General features: G+C 72.1%; 20 protein-coding genes. 12 read left to right on the forward strand and 8 right to left on the reverse strand.

The window, feature by feature from the left end; translation table 11 throughout:
• Positions 1 to 9 precede the first annotated feature (9 nt).
• Both AMK26_RS13745 and AMK26_RS13750 read right to left on the reverse strand, forming a co-directional pair.
• A complete protein-coding gene (locus AMK26_RS13745; protein WP_073754906.1) occupies positions 10 to 1,350 on the reverse strand; it encodes a M20/M25/M40 family metallo-hydrolase in 1,341 nt (446 codons plus the stop codon).
• Positions 1,343 to 2,176, reverse strand: a complete 834-nt coding sequence (locus AMK26_RS13750; RefSeq protein ID WP_073754907.1) for a M55 family metallopeptidase — start codon at positions 2,174 to 2,176, stop codon at positions 1,343 to 1,345. The genes AMK26_RS13745 and AMK26_RS13750 overlap by 8 nt, the downstream gene beginning before the upstream one ends.
• A 128-nt stretch (positions 2,177 to 2,304) precedes the next feature.
• Between AMK26_RS13750 and AMK26_RS13755 the strand changes: the two genes are divergently transcribed.
• A complete protein-coding gene (locus AMK26_RS13755) occupies positions 2,305 to 3,048 on the forward strand; it encodes a 2OG-Fe dioxygenase family protein (protein ID WP_073754908.1) in 744 nt (247 codons plus the stop codon).
• Between the two features lie 19 nt (positions 3,049 to 3,067).
• Here the strand turns inward: AMK26_RS13755 and AMK26_RS13760 are convergent, their stop codons facing one another.
• Positions 3,068 to 4,189 (reverse strand): carboxylate-amine ligase, encoded by a 1,122-nt coding sequence (locus tag AMK26_RS13760; RefSeq protein ID WP_073754909.1) that lies wholly within the window; start codon positions 4,187 to 4,189, stop codon positions 3,068 to 3,070.
• Between the two features lie 63 nt (positions 4,190 to 4,252).
• Positions 4,253 to 4,789 carry a hypothetical protein gene (locus AMK26_RS13765; protein WP_073754910.1) on the reverse strand — a complete coding sequence of 179 codons (537 nt, stop codon included), beginning with the start codon at positions 4,787 to 4,789 and terminating at the stop codon, positions 4,253 to 4,255.
• A gap of 205 nt (positions 4,790 to 4,994) precedes the next feature.
• Between AMK26_RS13765 and AMK26_RS13770 the strand changes: the two genes are divergently transcribed.
• Positions 4,995 to 5,555, forward strand: a complete 561-nt coding sequence (locus tag AMK26_RS13770; protein WP_073754911.1) for a hemerythrin domain-containing protein — start codon at positions 4,995 to 4,997, stop codon at positions 5,553 to 5,555.
• A gap of 88 nt (positions 5,556 to 5,643) precedes the next feature.
• Here AMK26_RS13770 and AMK26_RS13775 read toward each other — a convergent pair whose 3' ends face one another.
• From AMK26_RS13775 to AMK26_RS13785, 3 genes are all read right to left on the reverse strand, one after another.
• The gene (locus tag AMK26_RS13775) at positions 5,644 to 7,125 is read right to left on the reverse strand and encodes a PP2C family protein-serine/threonine phosphatase (RefSeq protein ID WP_079277580.1); all 1,482 of its coding nucleotides are present in this window, start codon (positions 7,123 to 7,125) and stop codon (positions 5,644 to 5,646) included.
• A gap of 103 nt (positions 7,126 to 7,228) precedes the next feature.
• On the reverse strand, positions 7,229 to 9,679 hold the full coding sequence (locus tag AMK26_RS13780; protein ID WP_073755491.1) for an MFS transporter: 2,451 nt from the start codon (positions 9,677 to 9,679) through the stop codon (positions 7,229 to 7,231).
• A 463-nt stretch (positions 9,680 to 10,142) separates the two neighbouring features.
• Positions 10,143 to 10,586, reverse strand: a complete 444-nt coding sequence (locus tag AMK26_RS13785; RefSeq protein ID WP_073754913.1) for an SRPBCC family protein — start codon at positions 10,584 to 10,586, stop codon at positions 10,143 to 10,145.
• A 144-nt stretch (positions 10,587 to 10,730) separates the two neighbouring features.
• On the opposite strand from AMK26_RS13785, the gene AMK26_RS13790 reads away from it, so the two are divergent.
• From AMK26_RS13790 to AMK26_RS13805, 4 genes are all read left to right on the forward strand, one after another.
• Positions 10,731 to 11,786, forward strand: coding sequence for an Rv2578c family radical SAM protein (locus AMK26_RS13790; RefSeq protein ID WP_073754914.1), 1,056 nt, complete (start codon positions 10,731 to 10,733; stop codon positions 11,784 to 11,786).
• Between the two features lie 109 nt (positions 11,787 to 11,895).
• Positions 11,896 to 13,491 (forward strand): alpha/beta hydrolase, encoded by a 1,596-nt coding sequence (locus AMK26_RS13795; RefSeq protein WP_073754915.1) that lies wholly within the window; start codon positions 11,896 to 11,898, stop codon positions 13,489 to 13,491.
• 100 nt (positions 13,492 to 13,591) lie between these two features.
• A complete protein-coding gene (locus AMK26_RS13800) occupies positions 13,592 to 14,005 on the forward strand; it encodes a RidA family protein (RefSeq protein ID WP_073754916.1) in 414 nt (137 codons plus the stop codon).
• A complete protein-coding gene (locus AMK26_RS13805; protein ID WP_073754917.1) occupies positions 14,002 to 14,532 on the forward strand; it encodes a GNAT family N-acetyltransferase in 531 nt (176 codons plus the stop codon). The genes AMK26_RS13800 and AMK26_RS13805 overlap by 4 nt, the downstream gene beginning before the upstream one ends.
• Here AMK26_RS13805 and AMK26_RS13810 read toward each other — a convergent pair.
• On the reverse strand, positions 14,495 to 15,106 hold the full coding sequence (locus AMK26_RS13810; protein ID WP_073755492.1) for an adenylosuccinate lyase: 612 nt from the start codon (positions 15,104 to 15,106) through the stop codon (positions 14,495 to 14,497). The two genes, AMK26_RS13805 and AMK26_RS13810, sit on opposite strands and share 38 nt — an antisense overlap.
• 340 nt (positions 15,107 to 15,446) lie before the next feature.
• On the opposite strand from AMK26_RS13810, the gene AMK26_RS13815 reads away from it, so the two are divergent.
• From AMK26_RS13815 to AMK26_RS13840, 6 genes are all read left to right on the forward strand, one after another.
• Positions 15,447 to 17,231 (forward strand): 3-hydroxyacyl-CoA dehydrogenase family protein, encoded by a 1,785-nt coding sequence (locus AMK26_RS13815; protein WP_073754918.1) that lies wholly within the window; start codon positions 15,447 to 15,449, stop codon positions 17,229 to 17,231.
• A 103-nt stretch (positions 17,232 to 17,334) separates the two neighbouring features.
• Positions 17,335 to 18,165, forward strand: a complete 831-nt coding sequence (locus tag AMK26_RS13820; RefSeq protein ID WP_198944062.1) for a TetR family transcriptional regulator — start codon at positions 17,335 to 17,337, stop codon at positions 18,163 to 18,165.
• Between the two features lie 418 nt (positions 18,166 to 18,583).
• Positions 18,584 to 19,921: a crotonyl-CoA carboxylase/reductase gene (gene ccrA, locus AMK26_RS13825; RefSeq protein ID WP_073754920.1), complete on the forward strand. Its 1,338-nt coding sequence runs from the start codon at positions 18,584 to 18,586 to the stop codon at positions 19,919 to 19,921.
• 14 nt (positions 19,922 to 19,935) lie between these two features.
• Positions 19,936 to 21,948, forward strand: coding sequence for a protein meaA (locus AMK26_RS13830; RefSeq protein WP_073755493.1), 2,013 nt, complete (start codon positions 19,936 to 19,938; stop codon positions 21,946 to 21,948).
• A complete protein-coding gene (locus tag AMK26_RS13835) occupies positions 21,945 to 22,910 on the forward strand; it encodes an HpcH/HpaI aldolase/citrate lyase family protein (RefSeq protein WP_073754921.1) in 966 nt (321 codons plus the stop codon). The genes AMK26_RS13830 and AMK26_RS13835 overlap by 4 nt, the downstream gene beginning before the upstream one ends.
• 5 nt (positions 22,911 to 22,915) lie before the next feature.
• The gene (locus AMK26_RS13840) at positions 22,916 to 23,428 is read left to right on the forward strand and encodes a MaoC family dehydratase (RefSeq protein WP_073754922.1); all 513 of its coding nucleotides are present in this window, start codon (positions 22,916 to 22,918) and stop codon (positions 23,426 to 23,428) included.
• The last annotated feature ends 2 nt before the right edge of the window (positions 23,429 to 23,430 follow it).

Here is a 23,430-nt window from a genome sequence, read left to right on the forward strand (position 1 = left end):
GCTTCCCCCCTACGCGGTCTGCAGATAGTGGTCGAGGACGCGGATGCCGAAGTGCAGCGCCTCGACCGGGACGCGCTCGTCGACGCCGTGGAAGAGTGCCTGGTAGTCGAAGCCGATGGGCAGCCGCAGCGGCGAGAAGCCGTAGCCGGTGATGCCGAGCCGGGCGAAGTGCTTGGCGTCGGTGCCGCCGGACATGCAGAACGGCACGACGTGCGCGTCCGGCTCGAAGTGCTCCAGCGCGGCGCGCAGCTTGGCGTACGTCGGTGAGTCGACGGGCGCCTGGAGCGGGATCTCCTGGTGCTGGAACTCCCAGTCGACGTCCGGCCCCGTCAGCATGTCCATGGTCTCGGCGAACTCCAGGTCCCCGCCCGGCAGTACGCGTCCGTCGACATGGGCGGTGGCGACGCCCGGGATCACATTGACCTTGTAACCGGCGTGCAGCATGGTCGGGTTGGCGCTGTTGCGGATGGTCGGCTCGACCAGGGCCGCGGCGCGGCCGAGCTTCGACAGCAGGGCGTCGGCGTCGAAGTCCTCCGCGTCCAGGTCGGGCTGGAGGCCGTGGAGCGCGGCCAGTTCGGTGAGGGCGGCGCGCACGGTCGGAGTGAGCCGCACCGGCCACTCGTGCCGGCCGATCCGTGAGATGGCCTCGGCCAAGCGGCTGACCGCGTTCTCCCGGTTGACCTTCGAGCCGTGGCCCGCCCGGCCCTCGGCGGTCAGCTTGAGCCAGGCGGTGCCGCGCTCCCCCGCGCCGATGGGGTAGATCTCCAGGTCGGGTCCGGCGTGGAAGGTGTAGGCGCCGGACTCCCCGATGCCTTCCGTGCACCCCTCGAAGAGGTCCCGGTGGTGGCGTGCCAGATAGGCGGCGCCGTCGGCGGCGCTCGCCTCCTCGTCGGCGGTGTACGCGATGACGATGTCGCGCCGTGGCCGAATGCCGTGGCGGGCCCACTCGCGCACGACCGCCAGGATCATCGCGTCCATGTTCTTCATGTCGACGGCGCCCCGGCCCCACACCAGCCCGTCGCGCACCTCCCCGGAGAAGGGGTGCACGTCCCAGTCGTCCGGGTCGGCCGGGACGACGTCCAGGTGGCCGTGGACGAGCAGCGCGTCGGCGGACGGGTCGGTGCCCTCGATGCGCGCGACGACATTGGTGCGGCCGGGTGTGCGTTCCAGCAGTGCCGGTTCCAGGCCGGCGTCGGCGAGCCGTTCGGCCACGTACTCGGCGGCGGGCCGCTCCCGGCAGTCGCCGCTGCCGTGGTTGGTGGTGTCGATGCGGATGAGCTCGGAGGTGAAGGTCACCACCTCGTCGAGCGCCTGCGAGTCCGTGTCGAACGGTGTCGTCACGTCAGCCATACTGCTCCTCCACTGCGGCCGAGACGATCGTGGTGACCGCCTTGAAGGCGCGAATGGCCTCGTACATCGTCTCGCTGGTGTACGCGACACGCCGCTCCCCGCTGACCGCCACGCCCGGGACGACGGTGGCGGCGGCCGCGAGATGCTCCGCGTCGAACTCCAGCTCCACGGTGAACGGCCCGCCGCGCACCGGTTCGTACCGTACGGCGAGAGCGGTCGCGTCCTTGGCTGCGGCGCGGATGTCGGCGGCCGTCCGGGTGGGGGTGCGGCACACCGCCGCGTACCGAGAGACGTGGTCCTTGACGGCGACCTTGCGGGCCTCCGGGGCGTACGCGAGGGCGTCCTCGCAGGTCAGGTCGTCGCCGGTGACGAGGATGACGGGGACTCCGTACTCGGCGACGACATGGGCGTTGAGCATGCCCTCGCTCGCCCGTACACCATTGAGCCAGACGCCGGTGATGGAGTTGGCGAGGTAGGTGTGGGCGAGTACGCCTTCGCTGCCCGCGCCCGTGTGGTACCCGACGAACGCGATGCCGTCCACGTCGCCGTGCTGGACGCCTTCCACCATGGAGAGGGACTTGTGCCGGCCGGTGAGCATCTCGGCGCGTTCGTCGAGCCGTTCCAGCAGCAGATTGCGCATGGTCCAGTGCGCTTCGTTGATGAGGACCTCGTCGGCGCCGCCGTCGAAGAAGCCCAGCACCGCCGCGTTCACATCGGAGGTGAACATCGACCGGCACCGCTCCCACTGGGGAGTGCCGGGCAGCACGTCGGCAGGCCAGGTCACACCGGTGGCGCCTTCCATGTCGGCGCTGACAAGGATCTTCATGCCTCGAAACCGTACGCGGTCCCGCCGCGCCTGCCCAGGCCTGTGGATAACTGTCGGCCGGGGCCGACGATCGCACGATCCCGGTCGTACGCCGTGCGGACCGCGGGCCGCCGACCGACCATGGACCCATGGATCACGTGGCCAATGACAGGACCGCGGCGCACACCGCCCCGGTCACCACCGCCCACGAGGCTCTGATGTCCAAGGGCGCGTACGTGATGGCACCGGCGGCCGTCTCGGAGTGCCTCGGGACGGACCAGCACGACTGGGCCGCCTTCGCCGCCCACTGGGAGGACCTGGCGCCGGACTCGTACGCGGCCGAACGGGGAACGCGGCGGCTGCGCCGCTACGGGCACTTCTCCCTCTCCCGCACCGGGGAACTGACCCTGCGGCCGCACGGCACCTTCGTACAGCCGGAGAACAGCAATCCGCTCTACGTCGACGTGGACCGGCACTTCGAACCCCTGACCGACGCCTTCGTGGCCGATCCGCTCCTCACGCCGCTGCTGAGGATGCTCGGCGACGTGGCGGCCTGCCTGGACGACGCGGCCGAGTGGAGCGTGAAGGTCCACCCGTTCCGGGTCGTCGCCTCGGCGGACAGCCAGGGCGCGCCCACCCCGGAGGGCCGGCACCGCGACGGGGTCGCGCTGGTGACGTCGCTGCTCATCGGCAGGGACAACGCCGACGGCGGGGAGAGCACGGTGTACGCCACGGACGGCACGGAACTGCTGACCACCACGCTCAGCGAACCCGGGACGCTGCTCCTGGGCGACGACCGCTCCACCTTGCACGGCGTGTCGCCGATCCGCCCCGTCGACCCCACCAGGCCCGCCCACCGGGACGTCCTGGTGACCACGCTCACGGCGCGCTGACGTCACGGCACGCCCGCCCTCACGGCGCCCCGGCGCGGTCGGTGGCGCGCACCAGGGCGTCCACCACCCCCGCCGGGCCCGCCTCACCGCGGGCCCAGGCGCGTTGCCGTTCGGCGCCGGTCCCCCGGGCCGCGAGCCGCCGCAGGAACGCCGACACCTCACCCATGTCCCCGTACGCCTCCAGCACGGGCCGCACATGCCGCACCAGCCGCTCCGCCTGCTCCGGCGCGGGCGCGACCCGCCCGGTCAGGGCGTCCACGCCGCCGCCGGGCCAGCCGTCCCGGGCGGCGCGCCAGTACGCGGCGCGCAGCAGCTCGCTGTTGACGCGCGGGCCCGGGTCGCCGCGTACGACCCGGTCCGCCGCCGTCACCACGAGCGCCCTGATCAGCGCCGTCAGGGCCACCGTGTCGTCGATCTCCGCGAGGACGTCCATGGAGCGGATCTCCAGCGTCGGCAGGCGCGGGTTCGGCCGGATGTCCCAGAACGGCATGCCGGGCTCCAGCATCGCCTCCGACTCGGCCATGGCGGTGGCGAGCCGCTCGTGGTCGTCGAGCGATTCGGCGTACGGCGGCGGTCCCAGGCACGGGAAACGGCCCCTGATGACCGAGCGCCAGCTGGCGTAGCCCGTGTCGTGCCCCTCGTGGAACGGGGAGTTCGCGCTCATCGCCACGAGCAGGGGCAGCCAGGGCCTCAGGTGGTTGCCCACCAGGACGGCGAGCTCCCGGTCGGGCAGGTGCACATGGACGTGGAAGGCGCTGATGGCGAAGTCGTCGAGCATGGCGCGGTACTGGTCGGCCCCGGCCCTATAGCGCGGGTGGTCGCCGATGTCCGCCCTCCGGGACACGCCCAGGACCGGCGTACCGGACGCGCACAGGCGCAGGCCCTCCGCCCGGGCGGCCGCCACGGCTGCCGCCCGTACCCGGTGCAGTTCCTTGCGGAGCTCCTCGGTGCCCGGGCACGGCGGGGTCTTGCCCTCGATCTGGTACGCGGTGAACTCACCGGAGACGAGGTCGCCGACCATCGCGGAGGCCCGGTCCACCACCCGGGCACCGGCGGGTTCCACACCGCGCGTTCCGGGGTGGACGAGGAAGTACTCCTCCTCCACTCCGAGCGTGGGCGCGTCGTTCTCCCAACCGTTCACCGCTTCAGCATCACGCGTCCGGGCGCCCCTGTCGCGGGGAACGCGGGGGAACGTACGGCCGGGTCAGCCGGTCAGGGACGCGGACGCCGGTCCGGTCGCGAGCCGGTCGAGGAGCTGTTCCCGGTGCAGGTCCGCTATGGGCGCGAGGAGGTCCGGGTGGCGCAGGAGCGCGGCGGCCCGGCGGTCGTGCTCGTCCGGGTCGACCAGCCGCCGGAATTCGACCGGCGCGCCGCCCAGGTGCGCGGACCCGGCGAGGGCCTCCATGGCGGCCGCGGCCAGCCCGGGCGTACTGAGCAGGGACGCCGCCCAGCTCGCGACGACCTCGTCGACCCACGTACACCACGCTTCCTCGCCCCGGTTCCCGGCGGAGTCCGCGCCGGTGACCCAGTCGAGCCGCGCCGAGCCGCCCGGCCCCGCGACGGCGACCAGCGCGGCGTCCATCGCGGTCGGGTAGCGCAGCCACGCCGCGACCGTGACGGCCTGCCGCGCCTGCGTCTCGGCCAGGGCTCGGTCCAGTGCGCCGCCGCCCGTCGGATAGGCGCGCGTCAGCCACTGCGCGGTCGCCGCTATGAGCGGGGAGAGCGAGAAATCTGCGGGCACGGCTGATCCATCCGAATTCACGGGGGTGAGGTGGACCGAAACCGTACCGCCGGAATTCCGCGGACGAAATGACGCAGCTCACGCGCGGCAGGTGTGGGGCAGCGGGGCAGGAACGACACGCTGAGCGCACGGCAATACGCGGGGTGGGGCCACGGCGGCGTTTCATTGGGGAAATCCGGAAATACCCACGCGAAGGAGCGACGGCATGGCACACGGCGGAGATGTTGTCACCGAATTGACCAATGACCACGAGGAGGTGGAGGAGCTCTTCAGCACCATCGAGGAACTGCCGTCGGGCGACAGCCGGCGCAAGCAGTACGCCGACCAGGTCACCATGGAACTGGTCCGGCACTCGGTCGCGGAGGAGGCCTACCTCTACCCGGCGGTACGCAAGCACGTGCCGGGCGGGGACGCGCTCGCCGAGAAGGAGCTGGCCGACCACGCGGCCGCCGAGCGCATCATGAAGGAGCTGGAGGGGTGCGACGCGGGCGATCCGCAGTTCGACGTGCTGATGAACCGGCTCATGACGGAGATCCGGTCGCACATCACGGACGAGGAGAACAACCTCTTCCCGCGTCTGCGTGACGCGTGCTCCCCCGAGGCGCTCGACGAGCTCGGCGACAAGGTCCGTCAGGCGAAGCGGACGGCCCCGACCCGCCCCCACCCCTCCGCCCCGGACAAGCCCCCGGCCAACAAGCTCCTCGCCCCCGGTGTCGGCATGGTCGACCGCCTCCGCGACGCGATGACGGGCCGCGGCAAGTCCTGACCTCCGCCCTCCGGTCCTCCCGGTCCTCCTGCTCAGGCGCCCCGGCCCGCCACCGGCCACATCGACGGCGGGCCGGGTTCCGTCACACTCACGGTCGGCGCGCGCGTCCCACCTCGCGCGGCTCCGGGACCGGCTCCCACCGGGCGACGTCCTCGGCGGCGACACCGCCCAGGCGGGCCATCAGCAGGGCGACGTCGTCCCTGCGGCCGCCCCGGGCGCCCAGTGCCCGGATGACGGCGTCGCAGGCGTCGTCCATGGAGGCCGCCGGGTGCGCGGCCGACTCGCACAGCGCGGCAAGGCCCACGCCGATGTCCTCGCCCCGCACCTCGACCAGCCCGTCGGTGCACATCACGAGCCGGTCGCCGGGCGCGACCGGTACCCGTACGGTCTGGAACGGCACTCCTCCGACGCCGATCGGGACGCCCGTCGGCAGGTCGAGCAGGTCGCCGCGCCCGTCCTCGGCCCGGACGATCACCGGCGGCACATGGCCGGCGTTCGCCATCAGCAGCTCACCGGCGACGGGGTCGTAGATCACGTACAGACAGGTCGCCAGGTGGTGCTCGCCGAGCCGCTGAGCCAGGTCGTCGAGGGTACGCAGCAGCTGGGCGGGTGACAGGTCGAGCCGGGCCATGGTCTGTACGGCCGCCCGCAACTGGCCCATGATGGCGGCCGCGTCCAAGCCGTGTCCCATGACGTCGCCGACGACGAGAGCGGTGCGGGAGCCGGGGAGCGCGACGGAGTCGTACCAGTGGCCACGGGCCCGCCCCAGCGGGGTGCCCGGCAGGTAGCGCGTGACGGTGTCGCAGCCCGCCATGCGCGGAGGGAGCCGGGGCAGGAACGAGCTCTGGAGCAGCTCGGCGACGCTTCCCGCCCGGTGGGCCTTTCCGTCTCCACGCGCGCGTGGGGAGCGTTCCGCGCGGCGGGGCACGCCCCAGTCGGGGGTGATCGGTACGCGGTCGTGGTGGCTGAACTCGAGGACGGGATAGCCCAGTTCCAGGACCTGGGAGACGATCCGGGCGGACTGCCGGACGCTCATGGCCGACAGGATCCCGGGGAGTCGCCGGGCCAGCTCGTCCGAGCCGGGGTAGTCGGTGTGCAGGGCGAAGCCGGGCGCGATGCGCTCGAAGCGCTCCGGACCGGCTGCGTCGCCACCGAACCGCGCGGCGTCCGCCGCCAGGACGAGGAGCCGTTCGGGGCCGGGGCCGACCAGCGGATAGGCCCACCACAGGACGTCGGTGCGTTCCTGTCCCGGTTCGGAGAGCCGGGCCCGGCCGGCCGCCGGGTAGGAGGCGAACCCGCCCCGGGAGGCGTCCAGGGAGGTATCCAGGGCATGGCCCGGGCTGTCGTCCGCGTACGGACGGTTCTCCTCCAGCGCGCCGGAGACGGGGAGCAAGTCGGCGGCGGGCCGGCCCAGCGCGGCCTGCTCGGCGTGGCCGAACAGCCTCCGCGCGCCGGTCGACCAGTGGGACACCAGGCCGTCGCCGTCCACGACGACCACGGCAAGCGGAATCCGGCCCGCCGTGCCGGCCGGGCCTGTTGCGGGCCTCGGCTGCGGAACGCCACTGTCCATGGCTGGAAGGCTCCTTCCCGGCGCGCCGCGGACCCGCGGCGGTGCCCCCACGGTACGGCCCGTGCGCCGTTGTGCGCCGGTCATCCAGGGAACTGACCCATCGTCAATCCTCGTGCCCCAGACGGAGATTCCGCTCGGTGCGTCCGCCGCCCGCCACCTGCAGCACGGTGGCCACCGGCGGGTATCCGGCCGCGATCACGGTGTACTCGCCGGATGAGAGGTCCACGAAACGGAATGTGCCGTCGGGGCCCGTGGTGAGCGTGTCGACGACGTTGCCCGCCGCGTCGAGCAGCGTCACGCGCGCGTCCTCCACGGGCCGCCCGCCGGGCGCCCGTACCGTCCCGCGCAGCATCGCCCCGCCGGCCAGTTCGACGTCCTGCCGGGTCTCGCGGGCCGCCTGGACGGTGACCGGCAGGGCGGCGGGCCGGAAGGCGGGGGCGCTCGCGGCCAGGGTGTACTCCCCCGCCACGAGCGCGGTGAGGACGTAGCCCCCGTCACGCCCGGTGCGGGCGCTCGCGACGACCTCGCCGCGTACGTCGGTGAGGGCGACCGCGGCATCGCGTACGGGCGTGCCGTCGGCGGTGTGGACGGTCCCGGCGAGCCGGCCCGCCCCGCCGAGGACCACGTCGATCTCGACGGGCCGGTCGCCGACGGTGACGGGGACGGCCTGGGGCTGGTGACCGCCGGCCGCGGCGATCATCACGTACGAACCGGCGCCCGGCACGCTGAGCGCGTACCGCCCGTCCTCACCGCTCGCGCCGCGTCCGACCTGCTGTCCGCGCACGTCGATGAGGGTGAGGGCGGCGCGCGGCACGCACGTTCCGTCGGGGTGCTGGACGGTGCCGCAGACCGGGACTCCGGAGCGGACGGCTCCCGGCGCGGTGCGGGGCGGGGGCACGGCGGCGGTGGGGGCGTTGTGGGTCACCAGCGGTTTCTCCTTGAGGAAGAAGGCGATGAGCAGGCCGAGGCCGAGGACCGGCACCAGGTGGAGGAAGGTCCTGGGCATCGCCTCGGCGTACGCCTCGGTGTACGCGTCGCGCAGGGCGGGTGGCATGGCCGCGACGAGGCGCGGGGTGACCGACCAGGGCCCGGGCAGCTCCGCGGCGGCGGCGCCGTCGGGCAGGCGCGCGGCGACGGCGCGGTCGAGGCGGTGGGCGAAGAGGGCGCCGAGGCCGGCGGCGCCGACACAGCCGCCGATCCAGCGGACGTGGATGTGGGCGCTCGTGGCGGTGCCGAGGGCGGCCGGTGGCGCGGCGTTCTGGACGGCGAGGACGAGGGCGGGCAGGACGAGTCCGATACCGACGCCGAGCACGGCCTGCCAGACGCTGTGGGTCAGGCGTGGCGTGTCGGGCTCCAGCCGGGACAGCAGCCACATGCCGACGACACAGACGGCGCCGCCGAGCACCGGGTGGACCGTGTAGCGGCCGGTACGGCCCATGAGGTGCCCGGAGAGGAGGCAGGCGACGACGAGGCCGCCCGCCATGGGCAGCATCAGCAGACCGGCTTCGGTGGCGTCGGCACCGCCGGCCAGCTGGAAGAAGGGCGGCAGGCAGGCGGCGACGGCGAAGAGCGCGACGCCGGTGGCGATGCCGACGAGGCCGCCTGCCGCGAAGGTGGGGTCGCGGAACAGCCGGAGCGGGACGATCGGTTCGGGCGCGTAGTTCTCCACGACGACGAACAGCAGGATGGTTCCGGCCGCGCCGCAGGCGAGCCCCAGGACGACGCGGGAGTTCCAGGCGTACTCCGTACCGCCCCAACTGGTCAGCAGTACCAGGAAGGTGGAGGCGGCGGCGAGCAGGAGCGCGCCGAGGACGTCGGGGCGGCCCCGGGCGGCGGGCTTCAGGCGGGTGAGCGCCGCGCCGACGAGGAGCAGGGCGACCAGCCCGAGGGGTACGGCGGCCCAGAAGCACCAGCGCCAGGAGACGTGTTCGGGGAGGAGGCCGCCGAGCAGCGGGCCGGCCAGCGACGCGAGGGCGAGGGCGGCGCCGATGAGGCCGAGGAAACGGCCGCGCCGCCGGTCGGGGACGAGGTCGGCGGTGATGGCCTGGGCGCCGGCCAGCAGGCCTCCGGCGCCGACACCCTGGAGGGCGCGGAAGGCGATGAGCTGGTCCATGGTGCGCGACCAGCCGGCCAGCGCCGAACCGACGACGAACACGACGAGGGTGAACTGGAAGACGCCTTTGCGCCCGTAGAGGTCGCCGAGCTTGCCGTACACGGGCAGGGTGACGACGGCCCCGAGGAGGTAGGCGGTGACCACCCAGGCCGCCCGGCCGGGCCCGGTGTCCGGCCCCTGGAGGGCGCCGCTGATCGCGGGGAGGGCGGTGGCCGCGACCAGCTGCTCCAGCACGGCGAGCAGCGCAGTGAGTACGAGCCCGAAGAACACCACGCGCACCCGGGCGGGACTGAGCGTGGCGGGTTCGCCATCCGTCCCGTCGGCGGCCTCCGGGACGTCCGGCGTGGAGGCTTCGGGCGTGGGGCCGGCCGGACCGGGGGTGCCCGGATCGGGGGCTGCCGGCGCGGCCGCCTGCTGTGCGACGCCTTGGGCGGCCGGCAAGAAGGCCGCCGCGGCACCCCCCTCCCAGGGAACGGTCTCGGGTCCCCGCCCCGGCACGGCTTGCGCTCCCGACCCTGGACCCGCCTGCGATCCCGGCCCCTGGCCGCTCTGCCCGCTCCGGTCGCTCTGGCCGCCGAGGCCCGGCGGCGGGCCGGCCGACGGGCCTTGCCAGGCCGCCGGGCCGGATCGGCCGCGGGCAGGCGGTGTGTGGTCGTCGTTCGCCAGCGTGCTCCCACCCACGAAGCTGCTCCCCTCAGTCGCGCCTACGCGGCGCGCCATTCTTCGCATTGCGTGCCGAGGGGGAGCAAGCGGGCATTACGGGGTCACCAGCACGGCCGGGCGCCCGGCATGCGGCGCACCCCGGCGCTCATCAGGCGGTTTCCGGCGGCCCCCCGCCCCCCTGGCCGGGCACGCGCGGCGGGGAGCCGACGGGAAGACCACCCGAACCGGTGACCGTTCCGTGCTACTTCTCGACCTCGGCGGCGAGCTTGTCGAGCACCTGGTCGTAGATGCGGCCCAGACCCTTGGGGGCGAAGGTCTTCTCGAAGAACCCGCCGATGCCGCCCGCGCCCTTCCACACGGTCGTGACGACGGCCTTCGACCTGCCCTCGCCGGCCGGGGTGACGGTCCAGGTGGTGACCATGGAGGAGTTGCGGTCCTTCTCGACGAGCTGCCCGTCGGTCGGCTCGGTGACCTCCAGCAGGCAGTCCCGGACGCGCTTGCTGGTGGCCTGGAGCTTCCAGTGGACGAGGGTGCCCTCGCCGTCGCCGCCCTCACGCACCTCGTACTCGCTGAAGTGCCCGGGCAGCAGCTTCTGACGGGTCTCCTTGTAGTCGGCCAGCGCGTCGAACACCGTCTCCGCGTCCGCCGCGATGACCCGCTCCGTCGTGGCCTCGACCTGCGCCATGCCATGTCCTCCAGCACTCGTTCCTAAGGGGAGGCACAAGCCAACCACCTGCGCGGTGGCCGCCCAAATCCGGGAAGGCCCGACAGAGGCGATCATGGGAACAAGTGTTCTATTGTGTGGGCCTGTGCTACCGAGGAGGCGTCCATGCGCTGGGACAACCTGAGCGAGAACCCGACCGGGGACACCGTGCTGTTCGGTACGGACGCCGTGACCACGCGTACGTTCGACACCCCGGAGTTCCGGGGCATCACGTTCCACGAGGTGCGGGCCCGTTCGATCGTGAACCGGGTGCCCGGCGCCTCCCGCATGCCGTTCGAGTGGACCGTCAACCCGTACCGGGGCTGCACGCACGCGTGCGTGTACTGCTTCGCCCGCAAGACCCACAGCTACCTGGACCTCGACACGGGCCTGGGCTTCGACTCCCAGATCGTGGTGAAGATCAACGCCCCGGACCTGCTGCGCAGGCAGCTCGCCTCACCGCGCTGGCAGGGCGCGCACATCGCCATGGGCACGAACGTGGACTGCTACCAGCGCGCCGAGGGCCGCTACCAGCTGATGCCCGGCATCATCTCCGCGTTGCGCGACCACGCGAACCCGTTCTCCATCCTCACCAAGGGGACGCTGATCCTCCGCGACCTGGACCTGCTGCTCCAGGCGGCCGAGGTGACCGACGTCGGCATCTCCGTCTCCGTCGGCTTCACCGACCGCGAGCTGTGGCGGACCGTCGAGCCCGGCACCCCGGCCCCGGAGCGCCGCCTCGACGTCGTACGGACGCTGACGGACCACGGCATCGGCTGCGGGGTGCTGATGGCGCCGGTGATCCCCTTCCTCGGCGACCACCCCGACGAGTTGCGGGCCACCGTCCGCGCGATCGCGGCCTCCGGGGCGACGTCGGTGACCCCGCTCGTGCTGCATCTGCGGCCCGGGGCGCGCGAGTGGTTCATGGCGTGGCTGAACCGGCACCATCCGCACCTGGTGCGGCGCTACGAGCGGTTGTACGCGGACGGCGCCTACGCCCCGAAGTGGTACCAGCGCCGGATCACCCGTCAGGTGCACGAGCTGGCGGACGAGTTCGGCATAGGCCCCGCGCGGCGCGGCGCGCCCCGGCGGATCGCCACCCCACCGCCCGTACCGCCGGAGCGGCAGCCGTCGGAGCGGCAGCCGTCGGAGCCGGGTCCCACGCAGCTCACCCTCCTCTGATCGGGTCAAGTCTGATCGCGGCATGCCCGCCCGGGCCGGAATGCGGGGACGATCCGCCGAGGGCCGCAAGTCCCTCACAACCCCTCGTTCCGCTCGCTCGGGAGGCCGTATGCAGAGACGTGCAGGAGTGCTGATCGCCACCGGGGCGCTGATGGCGGGCGCGGTCACCGCCGTACCGTCGGCGGCGGAACCCGCCCTCCGCGAGCCGGCAGGCCCTCTCGTATGGAAGGGGTGCGCCACCAAGCAGTACCCCAGGCTCCAGTGCGCGACGGTACGGGTGCCGCTGGACCACGCCGATCCGGACGGCAAGCACATCACGCTCGCGCTGTCGCGGGTCGCGCACACCGCGAAGACCTTCCAGGGCCCGCTGCTCGTCAATCCGGGCGGCCCGGGCGCCAGTGGGCGTTCGATGGCCGGATTCGTGGCGGCGTCCCTGCCGGCGAAGGTGGCGGCGCAGTACGACGTCATCGGCTTCGACCCGCGGGGCGTGGGCGCGAGCCGGCCGGCGCTCGACTGCAAGCCGGGCTACTTCACGCCCGTACGGCATGACTCCGTGCCGCGCGACCAGCGCGACGAACGGGTGAACCTGGCCCGCGCGGCGTCGTTCGCCAAGGCGTGCGGCGACAAGTACGGCGACCTGCTGAGGCACATGGGCACGGTGGACGCGGCCCGCGACCTCGATGTCGTCCGGCAGGCGCTCGGCGCGGAGAAGATCAACTACTTCGGGTACTCGTACGGGACGTACCTCGGCGCCGTCTACGCCAAGCTGTTCCCGCAGCGGGTGCGGCGGGCGGTCCTGGACTCGGTGGTCGACCCGCACAGGGTCTGGTACCGCCTCAACCTGGCGCAGGACGTGGCGTTCGACGCCCGCCACAAGGCGTTCATGGGGTGGGTGGCCAAGCACCACAGGACCTACCGGCTGGGCACCGATCCGGCGAAGGTCGAGGCGCGCTGGTACGCGATGCGGGAGGCGCTGCGGAAGAAGCCGGCGGGCCGGCAGGTGGGCCCGGCCGAGCTGGAGGACACGTTCCTGCCGGGCGGGTACTTCAACGGATTCTGGCCCACGCTCGCCGAGGCCTTCTCGGCGTACGTGAACGACAACGACCCGGACCCGCTCGTCGCGGCCCACAGGGCCCTGGCGACCTCCGACGCCGACGACGACAACAGCTACTCCGTCTACACGGCCGTGCAGTGCCGTGACGCCCCCTGGCCGAAGGACTGGGGCGTCTGGCACCGGGACAACTGGGACGTGTACGGCAAGGCTCCCTTCAACACCTGGAACAACGCCTGGTACAACGCGCCCTGCGCCTTCTGGCCGGCCCCGTCCATGACGGCGCCGGACCTGGCGAACGCCGCCCTGCCGCCGGTGCTGCTGTTCCAGGCGACGGAGGACGCGGCCACGCCGTACGAGGGCGGTGTCGCCGTCCACGAAGAGCTGCGCGGCTCCAGCCTGGTCGTCGAGCGGGGCGGCGGGAACCACGCGATCACGCTGGCCGGCAACGCCTGCCTGGACCGGCACCTGGTGCGCTACCTGGAGAAGGGCGTGGTGCCGCGGGGCGGCGGCGCGGGGGCGGCGGACGCGGTCTGCGCGGCGGTGCCCGATCCGCAGCCGACGAAGCCGGTACGGGGGACGGGGCCCGCGGGCCGGTCCGGCGGCCCGGCGCTGCACGGGGCGCTGGGTCACGGGCTGCCCGCTGCGAGGTGACGGGCAGGAGGTGACGGGCTGATGGGCCGACGGGCCGACGGGCCGACGGGCCGACGGGCCGACGGGCTGATTGTCAGTGGCGTGCGCGAGGATGAGGCGCATGAGCAACCACCTCACCCACGTGCACGCCCCCGCGGGGGTCGCCCCCGGCTCCGGTTACAGCCATGTCGTCTGGGGCAGCGGCCGGTTCATCGCGATATCCGGCCAGTGCGCCTTCGACGCGGACGGCCGGGTGGTGGGCGAGGGTGACGCGGGCGCCCAGGCCCGCCAGGTCTTCGAGAACCTGCGGCGGTGCCTGGCCGCGGCGGGCGCCGGTTTCGACGACGTGGTGAAGCTGACGTATTTCGTCACGGACGTGGCCCACCTGCCCGCGGTGCGGGCCGCCCGGGACGAGGTGATCGACACGGCGCGTCCGCCGGCGAGCTCGGCGGTCCAGGTGTCGGCGCTGTTCCGGCCCGAACTGCTCGTGGAGATCGAGGCGTTCGCGGTCCTTCCGGAGGGGCCCCGGCCATGACCGGCGGCGCCGTCCGGGTGCGGGACATGGTGGTGGACGACTGCGAGGCCGTCGCCGAGGTCCGGGTGCGCGGCTGGCAGACGGCGTACGAGGGGCTGATACCGACGTGGTACCTGGCGGCGATGACCGTCGAGGCGGACGCCGGAACCCGCCGCACGCACTTCGCCCAGGACAGCACCCGCACCGTCAACCTGGTGGCGGAGCGCGCCGGTTCGGTGGTCGGCTGGGCGTGCTACGGCGCGTCCCGGGACGGTCGGGCCCCGACCGGTGAGGCCGAGCTGTACGCGCTGTACGCACGGCCGGACCAGCTCTCGACGGGCGTGGGGCGCGCCCTCCTGGACGGGGCGACGGCCCGCGCGGCCGGCGAAGGGTACGCGGCGATGCGGTTGTGGGTGCTGAAGGACAACGCCCGCGCACGGCGCTTCTACGAGAAGGCCGGCTTCGCGCCCGACGGGGCGGAGGATCCCTGGCACGTGGCGGGCACGACGGTCACGGAGCTCCGTTACGCCCGCCGCCTGCCGGCCTGAGCCCCAGGCGCCTCAGGGCTGCCGCGGCGGCCGCGGCGAGGCGGGGGTGGGCGCGGGCGGCTTCGAGGACCGGGCGGGCGCGGGCGTCACCGAGGACTCCGAGCCCTTCCGCGCAGGCGACACCCACCCGCCAGTGCGGGTCGCCGACCGGCAGGCGGCGCTCCAGGACGGTGATGAGCGCCGGTACGGACTCCGGGGCGCGCAGCTGGGCGAGCAGCCGGACCGGCAGCAGGGCGTAGGCGACGCGCAGCTCGTTGGTGGCGAGCGCGGCCGCCGCCTTCGGGGTGCGCGGGTCGCCCAGCCGGGCGAGGGCGTACGCGGCGGAGACGCAGCGCTCCGGGTCGCGGTGGTTGAGGAGCAGGACCAGGGCCTCGAAGGCGCGCCGGTCACCGGCGAGGCCCAGCCGGAACGCGGCGATCTCCCGGGCCCACAGCGGCTGCCCCGGCCGGGTGAGGACGGCGGCGAGCTCGTCCGGGTCCCGGACGGTGATCAGCTGTTCGTACGCCGCCGATCCGCCGGCCTCGTCGCGCAGCCGGTGCGCGAGCGACCTGAACTCCTCGTCCGTACCGTCCATGGCCATCAGTATCCCGTCCTGCCGCGATCCAGATCACATGTTCCGGTCACTTCCCAGGACTGGCGCGCTCGTTACTCGCCGGTTAATCTCAAGTGAGCGGGCTACACCCGCACCCTCACGGCGGCCTGGTGACGCAGCCGCCGCGAGTGCCTTGTCGGTTCGGCACCTTGTACGACGTGTACGACGCGGCTCCGGGACAGAGTCCGTCGGTTCTCCTCACCGCGACAGCACGGCTGCGCAGCGCGCCTGCGCACGATCCGCCCGCATCCGCGTACGCCACCTCCCGGTCGTACCCCGCGCGCGCCCCTCATCAGTCGTCACTCATCCCTGGAGTCCCGTGATGGACACCCCTCTCTCCACCATTGCCGTCGTCGGTCTCGGCACCATGGGCGCCGGTATCGCCGAGGTCCTGGCCCGGGCCGGCCGCGAGGTCATCGGCATCGACATCAGCGAGGCCGCCGCCACCCGGGCGACCGCCACCCTGGAGGCCGCCACCGCCCGTTCCGTGGCGCGTGAGCGGATCACCGAGGAGGAGCGGCGCGACATCCTGGCCCGTTTCCGTACCTTCTCCGACCTCCAGGCGGCGGCGAACGCCGACCTCGTCATCGAGGTCGTGCCCGAGTCGTACGAGGCCAAGCAGCAGGTGTTCCGGGCGCTGGACTCCGTCGTGCGCCCCGACGCGATCATCGCCACCGGCACGAACGCCCTGTCCGTGACCCGGCTCGCCGCGGACTCCGCGCACCCCGAGCGCGTGCTCGGCCTGCACTTCTTCAACCCGGCCCCGGCGATGAAGCTGGTCGAGGTGGTCTCCTCGGTGCTCACCGCCCCGCAGGCCGTCGCCGCCGTCACCGACCTCGCCCACCAGCTCGGCAAGGAGCCCGTCGCGGTCGGCGACCGGCCCGGTTTCGTCGCGGACGGCCTGCTCTTCGGCTACCTGAACCAGGCCGCCGCGATGTACGAGGCCAAGTACGCCTCGCGCGAGGACATCGACGCCGCGATGAAGCTGGGCTGCGGCCTGCCGATGGGCCCGCTGGCCCTGCTCGACCTGATCGGCATCGACACCGCCCGTACCGTCCTGGACGCCATGTACGCCGAGTCCCGCGACCGGCTGCACGCCCCCGCGCCGATCCTGAAGCAGCTCAGCGAGGCGGGCCTGACCGGCCGCAAGTCGGGGCGCGGCTTCTACACCTACGAGGCGGCGGGCAGCGGTGTCGTGGTGCGGGACGCGCTGACCCCGCTGGAGACGGCCGGCACGGGCGCGCCGGCCCGCGAGGTCCGCTCCGTCGGCGTGGCCGGCTCCGGCACCATGGCGAGCGGTATCGCGGAGGTCTTCGCGAAGGCGGGGTACGACGTGGTCCTCGCCGCCCGTTCCCCGGAGAAGGCCGAGGCGGCCAAGGCCCGGATCACGAAGTCCCTGGCCCGCTCCGTCGACAAGGGCCGGATGACCGCCGAGGCGCGCGACGAGACGCTGGCGCGCATCACGCCCGCCGGTTCCCTCGACGCCTTCGCCGAGGTGGACCTGGCGGTGGAGGCGGTCGCCGAGGACCTGGAGATCAAGCAGCAGCTGTTCGCGACCCTGGACAAGGTCTGCAAGCCGGGCGCGGTGCTGGCCACCACGACCTCCTCGCTCCCCGTCGTCGCCTGCGCCCGCGCCACCTCGCGCCCGCAGGACGTGATCGGGATGCACTTCTTCAACCCGGCCCCGGCCATGAAGCTCGTCGAGGTGGTCCGTACGGTCCTGACCGGTGACGACGTCCACGCCACCGTCCGCGAGGTCACCGCGAAGATCCGCAAGCACCCGGTGGACTGCGGCGACCGGGCCGGTTTCATCGTGAACGCGCTGCTCTTCCCGTACCTGAACAACGCGATCAAGATGGTCGAGCAGCACTACGCCTCGCTCGACGACATCGACGCCGCGATGAAGCTCGGCGGCGGCTACCCGATGGGCCCCTTCGAGCTGCTCGACGTGGTCGGACTGGACGTCTCGCTCGCCATCGAGCAGGTCCTGCACCGCGAGTTCCGCGACCCGGGCCTGGCCCCGGCGCCCCTCCTGGAGCACCTGGTGGCGGCGGGCTGCCTCGGCCGCAAGACGGGGCGCGGCTTCCGCGAATATGCCCGGCGCTGAGCCGTACGGGGAGTGGGGCGGGCTGCTCGACGGTGCGGGCGGCCCGGCCTCCCGGTCGGCCCCGCAGGCGCGGTCTCCTGCACAAATGCAGTACGTTCAGGTCATGTCCCAGCCCGCTGACTCCGCCCGCCGGCCCTCCCGCGCCACCGCCACGCCCGACGCCCCCGAGAGTGCCGCGGGCAGCCGCGCCGCCGCCCAGCGGCTCAAAATGCGCCGTGAACTGGCGGCCGCGGCCATGGAACTGTTCGCGACCAAGGGGTACGAAGCGACGACGGTCGACGAGATCGCCGCCGCGGCCGGGGTCGCCCGGCGCACTTTCTTCCGCCACTTCCGTTCCAAGGAAGAGGCGATCTTCCCCGACCACGACGACACCCTGGTGCGGGCGGAGGCGGTCCTGAACGCCGCCCCCGCGCACGAGCACCCGCTCGACACGGTCTGCCGTGGCATCAAGGAAGTCATGAAGATGTACGCGGCGTCTCCCGCCGTGTCGGTCGAGCGCTACCGCCTCACCCGTGAGGTGCCCACCCTCCGGGAGCGCGAGATCGCCTCGGTGGCCCGCTACGAGCGGCTGTTCACCCGCTATCTTCTGGGCCATTTCGACGAGCGCGACCACCACGACGGCAACGACGACCCGCTGCTGGCCGAGGTGGCCGCCTCGGCGGTCGTCACGGCGCACAACCACGTACTGCGCCGCTGGCTGCGGGCGGGCGGCCAGGGGGACGTGGAGGCCCAGCTGGACCACGCCTTCGCCATCGTCCGGGACACCTTCGGCACGGGCATAGGCGCGGGGCGCGCCGCCGGCGCGACGACCCCCACCAAGCCCCCTGCCGCGACGGCGAGCACCACCGGCGACGTGCTGGTGACAGTGGCCCGCACGGACGCGCCGCTGGACGAGATCATGCGCACCATCGAGCGGACCCTCAAGGCCCGCTGAGGAACGCCCGCTGAGGCACCACGGCCACGCCCGCCCTGCTTGACGGCTCTCCGTCGGGCTCGGCGGGCGCTTCGCTGTCCGGAGCACAGCAGGTCGATCGATCATCGCTCATCTGTGAACGACAGATTGCATCTGAGAGAAATTGTTGGCACTCAGTGCCTTGCGGCCTGGCACACGGTGTCATACGTTGATGTTGTCCGGGCGGCCGGCGTGCAGAGACATCTCGTACGCCGGCTGTCCCCGCAAGGCCATCGCGCCTCGCGCGCCCGGACGCCTGCGTCACAGGCAACTTCGCGCACCACCCCGCGCCGCCAAGCACCACCCGGCCGAACCGACGGCACACCTCCACAGCAGCAGCACTTCCCCGACGTTCCCCTCAACGTCTTCCCTCAAGACGTTCTTCGCCGGAGGCAACACCGTGAAGGAAATCCTGGACGCGATTCAGTCGTCGGACACCACGTCCGCGGACTTCGCCGCTCTGCCCCTCCCCGAGTCCTACCGCGCGGTGACCGTGCACAAGGACGAGACCGAGATGTTCGCCGGTCTCACCACCCGCGAGAAGGACCCGCGCAAGTCACTGCACATCGACAACGTGCCGCTGCCCGAGCTGGGCCCGGGCGAGGCACTGGTGGCCGTGATGGCCTCCTCGGTCAACTACAACTCCGTGTGGACGTCGATCTTCGAGCCCGTCTCGACCTTCAGCTTCCTGGAGCGGTACGGCAAGCTCTCCGAGCTGACCAAGCGCCACGACCTGCCGTACCACATCATCGGCTCCGACCTGGCGGGCGTCGTCCTGCGCACCGGCCCGGGCGTGAACGCCTGGCGCCCCGGTGACGAGGTCGTCGCGCACTGCCTGTCCGTCGAGCTGGAGTCGTCCGACGGCCACAACGACACCATGCTCGACCCCGAGCAGCGCATCTGGGGCTTCGAGACCAACTTCGGCGGCCTGGCGGAGATCGCGCTCGTCAAGTCCAACCAGCTGATGCCCAAGCCCGACCACCTCAGCTGGGAGGAGGCGGCGGCACCCGGCCTGGTGAACTCCACCGCGTACCGCCAGCTCGTCTCGCGCAACGGCGCCGGCATGAAGCAGGGCGACAACGTGCTCATCTGGGGCGCGAGCGGCGGCCTCGGCTCGTACGCCACCCAGTTCGCCCTCGCCGGCGGCGCCAACCCGATCTGTGTCGTCTCCAGCGAGCAGAAGGCGGACATCTGCCGCGCTATGGGCGCCGAGGCGATCATCGACCGCAACGCCGAGGGCTACAAGTTCTGGAAGGACGAGCGCACCCAGGACCCCAAGGAGTGGAAGCGCTTCGGCAAGCGCATCCGCGAGTTCACCGGCGGCGAGGACATCGACATCGTCTTCGAGCACCCCGGCCGTGAGACCTTCGGCGCGTCCGTGTACGTCACCCGCAAGGGCGGCACCATCACCACCTGCGCCTCGACCTCGGGCTACATGCACGAGTACGACAACCGCTACCTGTGGATGTCGCTGAAGCGGATCATCGGCTCGCACTTCGCGAACTACCGCGAGGCGTGGGAGGCCAACCGCCTGATCGCCAAGGGCAAGATCCACCCGACGCTGTCGAAGACGTACGCGCTGGAGGAGACCGGCCAGGCCGCGTACGACGTGCACCGCAACCTCCACCAGGGCAAGGTCGGCGTCCTGTGCCTGGCCCCCGAGGAGGGCATGGGCGTGAAGAACCAGGAGATGCGGGACAAGCACATCGACGCCATCAACCGCTTCAGGAACGTCTGATGACGGAACGTCGGATGCCGGAACGGAAGAAGGACCGGCCCTGGCTCATGCGGACGTACGCCGGTCACTCGACCGCCGAGGCGTCCAACGAGCTGTACCGGCGCAACCTCGCCAAGGGCCAGACCGGCCTGTCGGTCGCCTTCGACCTGCCCACGCAGACCGGCTACGACCCCGACCACATCCTCGCCCGCGGCGAGGTGGGCCGGGTCGGGGTCCCGGTCTCGCACCTCGGTGACATGCGCCGGCTGTTCCAGGACATCCCCCTGGAGCAGATGAACACCTCCATGACCATCAACGCCACCGCCATGTGGCTGCTGGCGCTGTACCAGGTGGTCGCGGAGGAGCAGGGCGCGGACATCACCAAGCTCCAGGGGACGACGCAGAACGACATCGTCAAGGAGTACCTGTCGCGCGGGACGCACGTCTTCCCGCCCGGTCCGTCGCTGCGGCTGACCACCGACATGATCACCTACACGGTGAACCACATCCCCAAGTGGAACCCGATCAACATCTGCAGCTACCACCTCCAGGAGGCGGGCGCCACGCCCGTCCAGGAGATCTCGTACGCCATGTCGACGGCGATCGCGGTCCTGGACGCGGTGTTCGCCTCCGGCCAGGTGCCGGAGGAGCGCAAGGGTGATGTGGTCGCGCGTATCTCCTTCTTCGTGAACGCGGGCGTCCGCTTCATCGAGGAGATGTGCAAGATGCGCGCCTTCGGCCGCATCTGGGACAAGATCACCCGTGAGCGGTACGGGATCGAGGACCCCAAGCACCGCCGGTTCCGCTACGGCGTGCAGGTCAACTCGCTCGGCCTGACCGAGGCGCAGCCGGAGAACAACGTCCAGCGCATCGTCCTGGAGATGCTCGCCGTGACGCTGTCGAAGGACGCACGCGCGCGTGCCGTCCAGCTCCCGGCGTGGAACGAGGCGCTGGGCCTCCCCCGCCCCTGGGACCAGCAGTGGAGCCTCCGCATCCAGCAGGTGCTGGCGCACGAGAGCGACCTGCTGGAGTACGAGGACATCTTCGCCGGCTCGCACGTCATCGAGGCCAAGGTGGACGCCCTGGTCGAGGAGTGCCTGACCGAGATCGACCGGATCCAGGAGATGGGCGGCGCGATGGCCGCCGTCGAGTCCGGCTACCTCAAGTCGCAGCTGGTGTCCTCGCACGCCGAGCGGCGGGCGCGGATCGAGTCCGGCGAGGAGAAGATCGTCGGCGTCAACATCTACGAGACGACCGAGCCCAACCCGCTCACCGCGGACCTGGACACCGCGATCATGACGGTGGACCCGGCCAACGAGGCGCGGGTGGTGGCGAAGCTCCACGAGTGGCGCGACAACCGTGACGAGGGCCGGGCCCAGGAGGCGCTGGCCCGCCTGAAGGCGACCGCGGCCGGGGACGCGAACCTGTTCGAGGCCACCCTGGAGTGCGCCCGCGCGGGCGTCACCACCGGCGAGTGGTCGTGGGCGCTGCGGGACGTCTTCGGCGAGTTCCGCGCGCCGACGGGTGTCTCATCCGCGCCGGTCGCGGTCGCCGCCGAGGAGGGCACCCCGCTCGCCGCCGTACGCGAGAAGGTGGCGCGGACGGCCGACGAGCTGGGCGCCGGGCGGCTGCGGCTGCTGGTGGGCAAGCCGGGCCTGGACGGGCACTCCAACGGCGCCGAGCAGATCGCGGTACGCGCGCGTGACGCCGGTTTCGAGGTGGTCTACCAGGGCATCCGGCTGACCCCCGAGCAGATCGTGAACGCCGCGCTCGCGGAGGACGTCCACTGCGTGGGGCTGTCGATCCTGTCCGGGTCGCACGCCGAGCTGGTGCCGGACGTGCTGGCCCGGCTGCGCGAGGCGGGTGCCACCGACATTCCGGTCATCGTCGGCGGGATCATCCCGAGCGCCGACGCCGCCGAACTGAAGCGGGCGGGTGTGGCCGCCGTCTTCACACCGAAGGACTTCGGTATCACGGAGATCATCGGCCGTATCGTCGACGAGATCCGTACCGCGAACAAGCTCGACCCTCTGGAGGTCCCCGCATGACCACCCCCGTGAACCGGCTCCGCCCGCGCCGCTCCTGCCTGGCGGTCCCCGGCTCCAACCCGCGCTTCCTGGAGAAGGCCCAGGGCCTCCCCGCCGACCAGGTCTTCCTGGACCTGGAGGACGCGTGCGCGCCGCTGGCCAAGCCGGAGGCGCGGCACACCATCGTCAAGTTCCTCAACGAGGGCGACTGGACGGGCAAGACCAGGGTCGTGCGGGTCAACGACTGGACCACGGAGTGGACGTACCGCGACGTCGTCACCGTCGTCGAGGGCGCGGGCCCGAACCTGGACTGCATCATGCTGCCGAAGGTGCAGAACGCCGAGCAGGTCGTGGCGCTGGACCTCCTGCTGACCCAGATCGAGAAGACGATGGGCTTCGAGGTCGGCCGGATCGGTATCGAGGCCCAGATCGAGAACGCCCAGGGTCTCAACAACGTCAACGCGATCGCCCAGGCCTCGCCGCGCATCGAGACCATCATCTTCGGCCCGGCCGACTTCATGGCGTCCATCAACATGAAGTCGCTGGTCGTCGGCGAGCAGCCGCCCGGCTACCCGGCCGACGCGTACCACTACATCCTGATGAAGATCCTGATGGCGGCCCGCGCCAACGACCTCCAGGCGATCGACGGTCCGTACCTCCAGATCAAGAACGTGGACGGCTTCCGCGCGGTGGCCGGCCGCGCCGCGGCCCTCGGCTTCGACGGCAAGTGGGTGCTGCACCCGGGCCAGGTCGACGCCGCCAACGAGGTGTTCTCGCCCTCCCAGGAGGACTTCGACCACGCCGAGCTGATCCTGGACGCGTACGAGTACTACACGTCCGAGGCGGGCGGCAAGAAGGGCTCGGCGATGCTCGGCGACGAGATGATCGACGAGGCCAGCCGCAAGATGGCGCTCGTCATCTCCGGCAAGGGCCGCGCCGCCGGCATGACCCGTACCTCGAAGTTCGAAGCCCCGGAGGCCTGAGCACCATGCAGTTCGGACGCACCTATGAGGAGTTCGAGGTCGGCGCGGTCTACAAGCACTGGCCCGGGAAGACGGTCACCGAGTACGACGACCACCTCTTCTGCCTGCTCACCATGAACCACCACCCCCTCCACATGGACACCAACTATGCGGAGAAGACGACGGACTTCGGGAAGAACGTCGTCGTGGGCAACTACATCTACTCCCTCCTGCTGGGCATGTCCGTGCCGGACGTCTCCGGCAAGGCGATCGCCAACCTGGAGATCGAGTCGCTGCGGCACGTGGCGCCGACCTTCCACGGCGACACCATCTACGGCGAGACCACCGTCCTCGACAAGACCCCGTCCAGGTCCAAGAGCGACCGCGGAATCGTGTACGTCGAGACCAAGGGCTACAAGCAGGACGGCACGCTCGTGTGTGTGTTCCGCCGCAAGGTGATGGTCCCGACCGAGACGTACATCAAGGAGCGCGGCGGCGAGCAGCCCGGCCGCCCCGAACTGAAGCAGCAGGAGAAGTAGTC

It is taken from the genome of Streptomyces sp. CB03234, from assembly GCF_001905885.1.
Classification (GTDB): domain Bacteria; phylum Actinomycetota; class Actinomycetes; order Streptomycetales; family Streptomycetaceae; genus Streptomyces.